Source organism: Flavobacterium sp. GSB-24 (genome assembly GCF_027924665.1).
Lineage (GTDB): Bacteria > Bacteroidota > Bacteroidia > Flavobacteriales > Flavobacteriaceae > Flavobacterium.
The window spans coordinates 290,785-303,148 of sequence record NZ_AP027043.1 but is presented as its reverse complement, the minus strand read 5'-3'; the positions used below and the strand labels follow the sequence as shown (position 1 = coordinate 303,148).

General features: G+C 32.6%; 11 protein-coding genes. 5 read left to right on the top strand and 6 right to left on the bottom strand.

Annotated features, from left to right (window positions below; translation table 11 throughout):
* Window positions 1-17: 17 nt before the first annotated feature.
* Together QMG60_RS01455 and QMG60_RS01450 are read left to right on the top strand one after the other, a co-directional pair.
* Window positions 18-1,367 carry an O-antigen ligase family protein gene (locus QMG60_RS01455; protein WP_281866659.1) on the top strand — a complete coding sequence of 450 codons (1,350 nt, stop codon included), beginning with the start codon at window positions 18-20 and terminating at the stop codon, window positions 1,365-1,367.
* A gap of 59 nt (window positions 1,368-1,426) precedes the next feature.
* Complete coding sequence (locus tag QMG60_RS01450; protein ID WP_134142292.1) at window positions 1,427-2,821, top strand: sugar transferase; 1,395 nt, start codon at window positions 1,427-1,429, stop codon at window positions 2,819-2,821.
* Between the two features lie 2 nt (window positions 2,822-2,823).
* Here QMG60_RS01450 and QMG60_RS01445 read toward each other — a convergent pair whose 3' ends face one another.
* Together QMG60_RS01445 and QMG60_RS01440 are read right to left on the bottom strand one after the other, a co-directional pair.
* Complete coding sequence (locus QMG60_RS01445) at window positions 2,824-3,960, bottom strand: DUF4105 domain-containing protein (protein WP_281866658.1); 1,137 nt, start codon at window positions 3,958-3,960, stop codon at window positions 2,824-2,826.
* Between the two features lie 36 nt (window positions 3,961-3,996).
* Window positions 3,997-4,980, bottom strand: coding sequence for a PorV/PorQ family protein (locus tag QMG60_RS01440; RefSeq protein WP_281867918.1), 984 nt, complete (start codon window positions 4,978-4,980; stop codon window positions 3,997-3,999).
* Between the two features lie 274 nt (window positions 4,981-5,254).
* On the opposite strand from QMG60_RS01440, the gene QMG60_RS01435 reads away from it, so the two are divergent.
* A complete protein-coding gene (locus tag QMG60_RS01435; RefSeq protein WP_281866657.1) occupies window positions 5,255-5,965 on the top strand; it encodes a CDP-alcohol phosphatidyltransferase family protein in 711 nt (236 codons plus the stop codon).
* Between the two features lie 10 nt (window positions 5,966-5,975).
* The gene (locus QMG60_RS01430; RefSeq protein WP_281866656.1) at window positions 5,976-6,830 is read left to right on the top strand and encodes a glycoside hydrolase family 25 protein; all 855 of its coding nucleotides are present in this window, start codon (window positions 5,976-5,978) and stop codon (window positions 6,828-6,830) included.
* Between the two features lie 72 nt (window positions 6,831-6,902).
* Here the strand turns inward: QMG60_RS01430 and lptB are convergent, their stop codons facing one another.
* The 4 genes from lptB to QMG60_RS01410 form a co-directional block, all read right to left on the bottom strand.
* The gene (lptB, locus tag QMG60_RS01425) at window positions 6,903-7,643 is read right to left on the bottom strand and encodes an LPS export ABC transporter ATP-binding protein (protein ID WP_029272155.1); all 741 of its coding nucleotides are present in this window, start codon (window positions 7,641-7,643) and stop codon (window positions 6,903-6,905) included.
* Window positions 7,644-7,869: 226 nt separating this feature from the next.
* Complete coding sequence (locus tag QMG60_RS01420) at window positions 7,870-8,220, bottom strand: carboxymuconolactone decarboxylase family protein (RefSeq protein WP_057114852.1); 351 nt, start codon at window positions 8,218-8,220, stop codon at window positions 7,870-7,872.
* Complete coding sequence (gene tatC, locus QMG60_RS01415) at window positions 8,213-9,031, bottom strand: twin-arginine translocase subunit TatC (protein WP_057114851.1); 819 nt, start codon at window positions 9,029-9,031, stop codon at window positions 8,213-8,215. The genes QMG60_RS01420 and tatC overlap by 8 nt, the downstream gene beginning before the upstream one ends.
* A complete protein-coding gene (locus tag QMG60_RS01410) occupies window positions 9,031-9,996 on the bottom strand; it encodes a KpsF/GutQ family sugar-phosphate isomerase (protein ID WP_057114983.1) in 966 nt (321 codons plus the stop codon). Before QMG60_RS01410 ends, tatC begins: the two co-directional genes overlap by 1 nt.
* Window positions 9,997-10,082: 86 nt before the next feature.
* On the opposite strand from QMG60_RS01410, the gene recQ reads away from it, so the two are divergent.
* Complete coding sequence (recQ, locus tag QMG60_RS01405; RefSeq protein WP_057114850.1) at window positions 10,083-12,278, top strand: DNA helicase RecQ; 2,196 nt, start codon at window positions 10,083-10,085, stop codon at window positions 12,276-12,278.
* Window positions 12,279-12,364: the final 86 nt, after the last annotated feature.

Below are 12,364 nucleotides of genomic sequence, written 5' to 3'. Positions count from 1 at the left end.
AATAATCCAGGGAATAAATGAAAAACAAAAAATGGTCTTATGAATTTCTTCTAATAATTCATGCAGCAATTGCGATAGTTGTTTTTGCTGTGCCTTTTTTATCCAAAATATACAGTGTAATAATTCCTATTGTTGGATTTTATATAGTTTATAAAACAAGAAACAAGAATAATGAAGTTTTATTAGTTACAGCTTATTTAGTTGGTGCTGAGGTTTTTTTAAGAATGACAGGTGGAAACTTTAACAATGAGTATGTAAAGTTTAGTGTGATTTTCTTCATGTTGATGGGAATGTTTTACAGTAATTTTTCTCGGAATGGATTTATCTATTGTTTTTTCCTAATTCTATTAATACCAGGTATTTTATTTACTGTTGCAGCCTCAGATCCTTCGATAGATATTAAAAAAGCTTTGTTTTTTAATTTATCAGGTCCTGTATGTCTGGCAATATCTGCAATATATACAATGAAAAGAGGGATGCTTTTTTCTGATTTGCAAAATATCATGGTTGCACTGGGATTGCCAGTTGTAACCACAACCGTCTATTTGTTTTTATACAATCCAAGTGTTAAAGATGTGATAACAGGAACACAGTCAAATTTTGAAACTTCAGGAGGATTTGGTCCGAACCAAGTTTCAACCATTTTAGGATTAGGAATGTTTGTCTTTTTTACCCAATTCATATTGTTTTCGAAATCAAAAAGAGCAATACTATTAAATGGATTTTTATTGGTTTTCATAACTTATAGAGGAATAGTTACATTTTCAAGAGGCGGTATTATTACTGCTGTAGGTATGATTGTTTGCTTGTTATTTTTACTATACAGAAACTCAAATGCAAGAGGCAGAGGTAAATTTATTTTGATTTTTGTCGTAACCGCTTTAATGGGATTAGGTATTTGGACATATTCTTCTATTCAAACTTCTGGATTGATTGAAAAACGATATGCTAACAAAGATGCTCGAGGAAGAGAAAAAAAGGACAGGTTAGGCGGGCGAGAAGAAATTATGGATGCAGAAATAAAGCTGTTTCTAGATGATCCAATTCTAGGTGTTGGGGCTGGATTAAGTAAGTCCAGAAGGTTAGAGTATTTAAAAGAAGAAGCTGCGTCTCATAATGAAATTACAAGAATGCTTTCTGAACATGGTATATTTGGAATTTTTGGTTTACTAATACTATTTATAACTCCTTTTGTACTTTACATAAATAATCGACAGCACCTCTATTTTTTATCCTGTGTTGTTTTTTGGCTGTTAACTATCAATCATGCTGCAATGAGAATTGCTGCGCCAGCATTTATATATGCGCTGAGTCTTCTATCGGTAAAGATTAAAATTCCCGAAAAAGCAGAAAATTTAGTAGATTAATTTAAAATTTTTTACAATACATTTGCCTCAAGTTTAAGCCCCTAACAAACTTTAAAAAAATGTTTTCAAAAAGAAAAATGCATTTTGAAATTTCAGAAAGAAAGGTTCTACTTTGTCTTTTTGATGCAGCGTTTATATTTACAGCACTCTTTTTACTTAGTGTGCTTTTCGATTATCAGTATTACACTTTAAATGAAAAAAGATTTTATAAATCTTTTTTACTTATTGGTTACGTGTATGTTTTTGGAGCTATTTTTGAAATGTATAATCTCCAGACGGCAAGTAATCAATTTCAGATTTTGCGAAGTGTAATTTTAACTTCTCTTACCGCTGTTACTGTATATTTACTTACACCGGTTTTATCGCCAGAACTTCCAAAGCAGCGAGTAGTGATCGTAATCTTTTATTTTGCTGTTCTAAGCTCATTACTTTTATGGCGATTTTTCTATGTGTATTTCCTGGCATCACATCGGTTTGGACAAAATGTAGTTTTAATTTGCGATCAAAATGAAGTCGACGAATTAGTTCTTGGACTTGAAAATGTCGATCCACATTATAAAATTATTGGTTTTGTAAATTCAGATTCTAGTTTAAATGAAGTATCAGATTTTCATTATGTAAAAGAAATAAAAAAAGAAGATTTAGAAGCATTTGTAACGCAGCATGATGTTTCTGAAATTATAATTGCATCACAAAAAACCGATGGTATCACAGCCGATTTATACCAGCAGCTGCTTCATTTGTTAGAAAACGGCAATGTTATTCGTGAATATACTCAAGTATATGAAAGCAAAACGCAGAGAATCCCAGTGCATTATATTGGGCGTGATTTCTACCGTTTTTTTCCATTCAGCCGAAGTAATAATAATAGACTATATCTGTTGTTGATTCGTATTATGGAATTCTTTTTCTCTTTTATAGGACTTTTATTTTGTGTGGTTTTTATTCCGATTATTTGGTTTTGCAATCTTTTAGGAAACAAAGGAAGTCTTTTTTATACGCAGGAAAGAGTCGGTAAAAACGGTGTTGTTTTTAAGATTTACAAGTTTAGGACAATGACCGAGAATTCTGAAGTAGGTGGAGCAGTTTTTGCAGCCCATAATGATAAAAGAGTTACTCCTTTTGGTAAATTTATGCGAAAGTCAAGGATAGATGAACTGCCGCAGTTTATAAATGTTTTAAAAGGCGATATGGCAGTCATTGGGCCAAGACCCGAGCGTCCGTTCTTTGTCGAAGAAATTGCCAGCGTTATGCCTTTTTATGAGACACGACATGTTATTAAACCAGGACTTACAGGCTGGGCGCAGGTAAATTATTCTTATGGAGAATCTATCGACGAAAGTTTAATTAAACTTCAATACGATTTATATTATATCAAACACAGGAGCGTTTTTCTCGATTTAAGCATCACTTTCAAAACCATTACAACAGTTTTGTTTTACCGAGGCCAATAATTTTAAATTATAATTGGAATTGGCTTTTTGTTTCTGATTGCAGTTCTTACTAAAACTACAGCGCTGGTAATAATCAATGGCAGAGTAATAAAGAAATGAGCCTTATTAATCAAAAACAAAAAGTAGACTACTAAAAGAACGAAATTTATAAGTGAAGATCTATATGTCCATTTTTTGTTTTTGAAAATAGAAAACAGAACTAAAACCAATAAAAGCGGACTAAAAAGTAAAACGTTATAATTCATCGCCAGTTCTTGGTGAAAAGAATAAAATCCCATCACAACAAAGAAAATTCCCATTAAAGATAAAATCAGAAAATAGATTTTGTCTACTGTTTTATTTCTTGCCAAAATCACAAAAAGCAAAATAAATAAATAAGTATAAATGTTATTCCACCATGATTTTGGAGTCTCTTTTGTAAATTCCAATAATGTTTTGCTTTTACTAACTAATGGCTGATTTTGAAATGTAGTTTTTTCTAAGCTGTTTTTCAATTCAAAAGGAAGAAAAATTCTCGTTCCCATTTGGTCAACCTTCGTTCCAAAAATTATACTTGTTCCCAATTGATCGTAAAAATGTCCGTCAAAATAAGGGAAAAGAATAGAACGATATGTTTTATCTGTATCTTCTTTTTTGGTAATTACATTTTGGTTTAATGATTTATTGATTACATCAACAACCATCGAAGTGCAATTTTTATCAATAAATTTATAAGTGTAATATCTTTCTTCAGAGAATAAAGCCTTATTTAAATTGTCAAATAATTTTTGTTTTAAAGGCAGTGAAATTTGAAGATCTTGTTCGTAAACACTTCTTTTATCAGAACTGTATTCGTTTATAAAATCAGCATAAGGGTGTGTGATAATAAAATATTGCAAATCACCTTTAGCAAACTTGGCAACAAAATTTGGTGTTCTAAAATCAAAAGCACCATAATTGTAAACAATATCAATATTATTTGCAGGATCAGCAACACGAATAGCTGTATGACCAAAATAAGAGTAAGTTTCGTTTCCAAGACCGCAAGTAAGAATACTTATTTTAGCATCTGGAGATAAAGGTAAACTCTGGCTAAAACCAATAAAACTTGATAAGAAGAATAAAATAAAAAGTGTTTTTTTGAAAATGACAGTTTTCATGATTTAATTTTTTTAAAAGATTTTATGGTTTTATAACTATCTAAAGATTCCTAAATCTACTTTCAACGAAAAAATATTAGAATACAATGCGGTACTTTGGTTTCCTAAATCTGTTAAGGCATAATCTATCTGAATGCCTTTGTATCTAAAACCAAGACCAATATTAGGTTGAAAATTTACTTTTTCAGTATTGTCCAACTGCGTTACATTTTGAAAATTTCCAGCGCCGGCTCTTACGAAGACCAAATCGGTGTAGCCAAATTCAAATCCAATTGCGGGATCTATACTTACAACTTTTGATGAAATGATATCATTCGTTTGTTCAAATCTCATATTTAAATTTGCAGAAGTAACCAAACTGCATTCATTATGAAAATCAAATCTTTTTGAAACTCCTAATTGTGCTTTTGGCAACGTAATCTCTGTGCTTTCTGGTAATGTGTTGTTTTCTCCTGGAATAGCATTTGCGATTTTTGCATATTCTTCTTCGTCAATATTCCAAACATTATAAGTTGTGGTAATGTCGCGAAGCATTAAACCAAATTTCCAGTCATTTCTTTCAAATTGAAGTCCAATATCAAATCCAAATCCCCACGAATTGGCAAATTTCCCAATTATTCTTCGAATAACTTTTGCGTTAACCCCATATTGAAATCCCTCCACAGGAAGTTTTCTCGCATAAGAAAAAGTAAAGCCGTAATCTGCAGTAGAAAATAAGCTGATTCTGTTATAATCGATATTTCCTTGATTGTCGATTAATTGTGTGGTATCCATAATATCATCAACTCCAAAACGAATCATCGAAATTCCCCAAGCACTTCGTTCATCAATGGGACTTGCATAACCGATATAATCATATTGCGCAATATTGGCAAAATAACTCGCATGCATCAATGCAACTTGATGATCTTCAAGATGAGTTAAACCTGCTGGATTCCAGTAAACTGCATTAACATCATTTGTAGAAGCCGTTACCGTGCTTGACATTCCAAGAGCTGCTGCGTCTACTCCAATATTCATAAACTCATTCGAATATTTTCGAATAGTTTGAGCATATGGTGAAGTAAAACTCCAAAAGAATATAAATGCTAAAAGTTTTTTCAAAAGTTCTTTTTTTGCAGACTTAGGCCTGTTTTAATTTTTATCAAAAATATAATATTTTACTCATCTATTAAGTTCGTTCTCTTAAATATTCTAAAAGTCGAGCTGAGAAATAAAAAACTATGAGAAAAACTCGTTTTGCATCCAGTTATTATGCTAAATTTGTTCTCTGCCATTATCAAAATTTCAAACTATGAATATCAAAAAGCACATTCCAAATCTAATCACATTAATTAATCTTTTCTGCGGTTGTGTCGCAATTGTTTTTGTCTCTCAAGGAGATTATTTAATGGCTTTTTACATGGTTTGTTTAGGAATCTTTTTTGATTTCTTTGATGGTTTTTTTGCTAGATTATTCAAAGTTTCGAGCCCGCTTGGATTACAGTTGGATTCTTTGGCAGATATGGTTACAAGCGGTGTAACTCCAGGATATGTAATGTACAGCATGTTTGCTAATAGTGGACATGAATTAGGAACAAGCCCAGCGATTCCTTTTTTAGGATTTATCGTGACTTTGGGATCTTGCTATCGTCTGGCAAATTTTAATATCGATACACGCCAGACGGATTCCTTTATTGGACTGCCAACGCCGGCAAATGCATTGTTTATTTTAAGTCTTCCTTTGGTAATATCATTTTCAGATTCTCTGATGATATTAGAAATTTTAACTAATCAATGGGTTTTATTGCTTATAACATTATGCAGTGCTTATATTTTAAATGCTGAGATTCCGTTGTTCTCTTTAAAAATTAAAAAATTCAGCTTAAAAGAAAACGCACTTCAAATTGTGTTTTTGACAATTTCAGTGTTATTAGTTGTTTTGCTGCATTACATTGCAATTCCGTTGATTATTGTTTTCTACGTTGTATTGTCAATTATTAACAATCTGTTTTTGAAGAAGTAGTTCAATTTTCATGGCCAGAAAAACGACTTATCGTAAAACATATTCAAGGAAACCAGCTGGAAGATCATTTTTAAGCAGGCTTTTTAGAGGACTTTTATTAATTTTCTCCGCGCTTTTATTCATTGGAATCATTTATCATTATCGTAACGGATTGGCCTATTATTTAGGGTTTAAATCTGAAAAAGTTTTAGATGAAGACGCGGTTGACAAACATCTTTCTGATGTGCGAAATATTCGGGTTCTTGAAAATCATAAAGGAAAAGTTATTGGAATTGATGTTTCTGAATTTCAAGGAAAAGTAGATTGGGAAGAAGTTGAAATTTTAGACGAAAAATATCCAGTTCAATTTGTTTTTATTCGTGCAACAGCAGGAAATGATCGTGTAGACAGACAATTCAAAAAGAATTGGGAAGGCGCAAAAGAAAACAAAATTATGCGCGGTGCCTATCATTATTACCGCCCAAACGAAAATTCTATCGAGCAGGCCGATCTTTTTATAAAAACTGTTAAGCTTCAAAAAGGAGATCTTCCGCCAGTTTTGGATATTGAAAAATTACCTAAAAATCAGTCTTTGGACAGTTTAAAAGTGGGATTAAAACGCTGGCTGACTAAGGTTGAAAAACACTATCAGGTTCGCCCAATAATTTATTCTGGAGAACGCTATTATTCTGATTTTCTAAAAGAAGAATTCAGTGAATATCTTTTCTGGATTGCCAATTATAATTTCTACAGAGAAAAGATTGAAGATGACTGGCTTTTTTGGCAGTTTACAGAAAAAGCGTCTTTACCGGGAATAAAACACAGAGTGGATGTTAATATTTACAACGGCGATTTAGAGCAATTGCAGTTTATTACTGTCGAGTAAAAGATGAAAAGTGAAAGGTAAAAAGTAATTTACATTTCACTTTTTACCTTTCACCTTTCACATATAATGTTCTTAAAACTCTAATTTTTTCTTACGAAGCTCAAAGTTTTGTCCTAGATAAACCCGGCGAACCATTTCGTCTTCTACCAATTCTTCTGGAACTCCTGCTTTTAGAATTCCTCCTTCGAACATTAAATATGTTTTATCCGTAATAGCTAAAGTTTCCTGAACGTTGTGATCGGTAATTAAGATTCCGATATTTTTGTTTTTTAACTGTGCTACAATTCTCTGAATATCTTCAACCGCAACTGGGTCAACACCTGCAAAAGGTTCATCCAATAAAATAAATTTTGGATCGGTCGCCAATGCGCGTGCGATTTCAGTACGACGACGTTCACCTCCAGAAAGTAAATCTCCTCGGTTGGTACGAATGTGTTCTAAACTAAATTCTTCAATTAAACTTTCCATTTTAGCAATCTGCTCTTCTTTAGAAAGTTTTGTCAATTGTAAAACACTCAAGATGTTATCTTCAATACTTAATTTTCTAAAAACAGAAGCTTCTTGTGCCAAATAACCAATTCCTTGCTGCGCACGTTTGTACATCGGATAATCGGTAATATTCAAATCATCAAGGTAAATGTTTCCCTGATTTGGTTTTACTAATCCAACAATCATGTAAAAAGACGTTGTTTTTCCCGCACCATTTGGACCCAAAAGCCCCACAATTTCCCCTTGATTTACTTCAACAGAAATTCCTTTTACAACACTTCTTCCTTTATAGGTTTTGATTAAATTATCGGCTCTTAGCTTCATTTTTTTTAATTAGATAATTTGAATTAGATAATGAGATAATGAAAAAACGATCTCAAATTCAATTTTATAATTTGATTTGAAAGACAAAATAAATTTAAAATAATCGATTTGATAAATCAATTAACAAATTATTGCGTTTTTCAAATTTAGAATTTGTGCTTCAAAATTAAATAATTAACGTATTTCAGGAGAAATTATCTAATTATCAAATTGGCACATTTTCTAATTATTTCCCTGCTTCTTCTAAAGCTTCCCAAAATTCGTAAGCTCTTCTTAAGTGAGGAATAACGATAGTTCCTCCCACAAGAGTTGCAATTCCCATCGCTTCCATCATTTCTTCTTTAGAAACACCTTCTTTATAACTTGTTTCTAAGTGATATTTTACACAGTCATCACATCTTAAAACGGCAGATGCAACTAAACCTAAAAGTTCTTTTGTTTTTACATCTAGAGCTCCTGGCGCATAAGCATTGGTATCAAGATTAAAAATTCGCTTTACAATTTTGTTATTGTCAGCAAGCAGTTTTTCGTTCATTTTAGAACGATAGTCGTTAAATTCTTGAATGATATCAGACATTGTTTTCTTTTAATTTATTTCTATATACAACCTTCGAAATTAGGATACTAACCTCGTAAATAATTAACATTGGAATTGCCACAATTGTTTGGCTTACAACGTCTGGCGGTGTAACAATAGCAGCAATAATTAAAATAAGTATTACGGCGTATTTCCAGTACTTTCTTAAAAATTCAGGAGTTACCAAGCCTAATTTAGTTAAGAAATAAATGGCGATTGGTAATTCAAAAAATATGGCACTTCCAAGAATACTTGTTTTTACCATTCCCATATAAGATTCAAGTGTAAATTGGTTTTTTACAACATCACTTACAGAGAAAGTGGCAACGAAATTTACCGACATAGGAATTACGACAAAGTATCCAAACAATACTCCTAAAAAGAAAAGTAAAGAAGAAACAAAGATGAATACTTTTGCATTTTTTCTTTCTTTCTCATACAGGGCAGGGCTGATAAATTTCCAAATTTCCCACAATATGTAAGGAAAACTCAAGATAAAACCTGCCAAAAGACACATCCATACAAAAATATTGACCTGACCTTCCATTTCGGTATTCTGAATAATAAAATTCAGCTCTGTAATACAAATACTTTCTGCGAAATTCAATTGATGCGATAAATCGCAGAACCATACGTAAGTAAAAAATGTAGGTCGAATTGGACCTAAAATAATTTGATCAAATAAATAATCACTTATAAAATAAGTAACAAATGCCATAATGCATATTGCAATTGTACTTCTAACTAATAACCATCTAAGTTCTTCAAGATGATCCAAAAATGACATCTCGCCAAGATTTTTCTTTGCCATTATACGATTCCTTCTTTTAAAATGTCATGTAAATGTAAAACTCCTTTGTATTCTCCATTATCAGCAACAATCAGTTGTGTTATAGAGAAATCTTCTAAAATATTTAATGCATCAACTGCCATAGTCTCTGAAGAAACTACTTTAGGGTTTTTAGACATAATATCCCTTGCAGTTAAGTCCGCAATAGTATCTACGTCATTTAGCATTCGTCGGATGTCTCCATCAGTAATAATTCCAATAATTTTATTGTCTTCAATTACTGCCGTTACACCTAATCTCTTTTCTGAAATTTCGAAAATAGCTTTTTTGATCGAAGTATCTGGTGTAACTGCTGGTTTTAACGAATGTTCTATCATGTCTTTTACACGAAGCAAAAGTTTTTTCCCTAAAGCACCGCCTGGGTGATAAACTGCAAAATCCTCAGGTTTAAAATCTCGCATTTCCATTAAACAAACCGCTAAGGCATCGCCCATTACGAGTTGTGCTGTAGTACTGTTTGTTGGAGCTAAATTAATAGGGCAGGCTTCTGTGTTAACTGTAGTATTTAAAATATAATCGGAACCTTTTGCTAAGAATGAAGTTATATTTCCTGTAATCGCAATCAAGGTATTTCCAAATCTTTTTAATAATGGAACCAAGACTTTGATTTCTGGACTGTTACCGCTTTTAGAAATGCAAATAATAACATCTTCATTTTGTATCATTCCTAGATCACCGTGAATCGCTTCGGCAGCGTGCAAAAACATAGAAGGAGTTCCTGTAGAGTTAAAAGTTGCAACCATTTTTTGAGCAATGATCGCGCTTTTTCCGATTCCTGTAACGATTAGACGACCTTTAGTTTCGTAGATGCGCTGTACTGCTTCGTAGAAATTTTCGTCTAGAAAATCAATTAGTTTTGTAATTGCTTCACTTTCAGAGAGTATTGTTTTTTTGGCTATCGCCAATATATTTTCTTTTGTGATCAAATCAGAATATTTAAAATTTGTATGTATAAAAGAAAGTTGTATCTTTATGTGTTGCAAATTTATACAAAATACAGTTAATATAGAGAATGAATTCAAACGAAATTGAAATACATAAAGAATTAAAGAAGTATTTCGGCTTTAGCCAATTTAAAGGCTTGCAGGAGCAAGTCATTACGAGTATTTTAGGTAAGAATAATACTTTCGTAATTATGCCGACAGGCGGTGGAAAGTCTCTTTGTTATCAATTACCCGCTTTAATTCAGGAAGGAACAGCAATCGTTGTTTCTCCACTGATTGCTTTGATGAAAAATCAGGTCGATGCTATTCGAAGTCTTTCGTCAGAAAATGGAATAGCGCACGTATTAAATTCCTCTCTTACCAAAACAGAAATAGCTCAGGTTAAAAAAGATATTACTTCGGGATTAACCAAACTTTTATATGTAGCCCCAGAATCTTTAACAAAAGAAGAATATGTGTCTTTTTTACAAAGCGTGCCAATTTCTTTTGTTGCCATTGATGAAGCGCATTGTATATCAGAATGGGGACATGATTTTAGGCCAGAATATAGAAATCTGCGACATATTATTAAGCAATTAGGTAAAGTGCCAATTATTGGACTTACTGCTACTGCAACTCCAAAAGTTCAAGAAGATATTCTTAAAAATTTGGACATGTCTGATGCTAATACTTTTAAAGCATCATTCAATAGACCGAACTTATATTATGAAGTTCGAACAAAAACTAAAAACATTGAGTCGGATATTATTCGATTTATCAAACAACATAAAGGCAAATCTGGAATTATTTACTGCTTAAGCCGTAAAAAAGTAGAATCTATTGCCGAAGTTTTACAAGTGAACGGAATTAGTGCTGTTCCTTATCATGCAGGTTTAGATGCAAAAACCCGCGCCAAACATCAAGATATGTTTTTGATGGAAGACGTAGACGTGGTAGTTGCAACGATTGCTTTCGGAATGGGAATCGACAAACCAGACGTTCGTTTTGTAATTCACCACGATATTCCAAAATCATTAGAAAGCTATTATCAAGAAACAGGTCGTGCAGGACGTGATGGCGGAGAAGGACATTGTTTGGCTTACTACTCCTATAAAGATGTAGAAAAGTTAGAGAAATTTATGTCTGGAAAACCAGTTGCCGAACAAGAAATTGGTTTTGCACTTTTACAGGAAGTTGTGGCTTACGCCGAAACCTCAATGTCACGTAGAAAATTCCTGCTCCATTATTTTGGTGAAGAATTCGACAGCGAAACAGGAGAAGGCGCAGATATGGATGATAACGTTCGTAATCCTAAAAACAAAATTGAAGCCAAGGAACAAGTGGTTAAATTGCTGGAGATTGTTCGCGACACCAAACATATTTACAAATCAAAAGAAATTGTGTTTACTTTAATAGGACGCATCAACGCCGTTATTAAAGCGCACAAAACAGATACACAGCCGTATTTTGGTTCTGGTTCAGACCACGACGAAAAATATTGGATGGCATTATTAAGACAAGTTCTGGTTTCAGGTTATTTGTCTAAAGATATTGAAACTTACGGTGTAATTAAAATTACGCAGGAAGGTTTGGATTTTATCCAAAGTCCAGTTTCGTTTATGATGTCGGAAGACCACGAATACAGTGAAGCTGATGACGAAGCAATTGTTGCGTCATCAAAATCAACTGGTACAGCCGATGAAGTTTTAATGGGAATGCTGCGCGAACTTCGTAAAAAAGTAGCTAAAAAATTAGGTGTTCCTCCTTTTGTTGTTTTTCAAGATCCTTCACTTGAAGACATGGCTTTAAAATATCCAATTTCATTAACTGAATTATACAATATTCATGGTGTTGGAGAAGGAAAAGCAAAAAAATACGGAAGCGAGTTTGTTGCTTTAATCAGCCGCTATGTTGATGACAACGATATTATTCGTCCAGACGATTTAGTTGTAAAATCTACAGGAGTAAATTCTGCCAATAAATTATATATCATTCAAAATATCGATCGAAAATTACCGCTAAGCGATATCGCTTCTGCAAAAGGTTTGTCGATGGATGCTTTAATTAAAGAAATGGAGCAGATTGTTTATTCGGGAACAAAACTGAATATCAAATATTGGATTGATGATATGCTTGATGATGATCAGCAGGAAGAAATTCACGATTATTTCATGGAATCAGAATCGGATAAAATCGAAGACGCGCTAAAAGAATTTGATGGCGATTATGACATTGATGAATTGCGTTTAATGCGTATTAAATTTATTAGTGAAGTAGCGAATTAAAAAATAATAATTTTCAATTTTGTAAATTCCAAATTCCAAAAAAAACAAATAGTAAAATATAAATTCCAAATTCCAAGTTTTCGAAA

What these genes read in the sequence shown, in the direction of transcription:
- QMG60_RS01455 (WP_281866659.1), top strand. Translation starts at nt 18, where the DNA reads ATGAAAAACAAAAAATGGTCTTATGAATTTCTTCTAATAATTCATGCA.
- QMG60_RS01450 (WP_134142292.1), top strand. Translation starts at nt 1,427, where the DNA reads ATGTTTTCAAAAAGAAAAATGCATTTTGAAATTTCAGAAAGAAAGGTT.
- QMG60_RS01445 (WP_281866658.1), bottom strand. Translation starts at nt 3,960, where the DNA reads ATGAAAACTGTCATTTTCAAAAAAACACTTTTTATTTTATTCTTCTTA.
- QMG60_RS01440 (WP_281867918.1), bottom strand. Translation starts at nt 4,980, where the DNA reads ATGAATATTGGAGTAGACGCAGCAGCTCTTGGAATGTCAAGCACGGTA.
- QMG60_RS01435 (WP_281866657.1), top strand. Translation starts at nt 5,255, where the DNA reads ATGAATATCAAAAAGCACATTCCAAATCTAATCACATTAATTAATCTT.
- QMG60_RS01430 (WP_281866656.1), top strand. Translation starts at nt 5,976, where the DNA reads ATGGCCAGAAAAACGACTTATCGTAAAACATATTCAAGGAAACCAGCT.
- lptB (WP_029272155.1), bottom strand. Translation starts at nt 7,643, where the DNA reads ATGAAGCTAAGAGCCGATAATTTAATCAAAACCTATAAAGGAAGAAGT.
- QMG60_RS01420 (WP_057114852.1), bottom strand. Translation starts at nt 8,220, where the DNA reads ATGTCTGATATCATTCAAGAATTTAACGACTATCGTTCTAAAATGAAC.
- tatC (WP_057114851.1), bottom strand. Translation starts at nt 9,031, where the DNA reads ATGGCAAAGAAAAATCTTGGCGAGATGTCATTTTTGGATCATCTTGAA.
- recQ (WP_057114850.1), top strand. Translation starts at nt 10,083, where the DNA reads ATGAATTCAAACGAAATTGAAATACATAAAGAATTAAAGAAGTATTTC.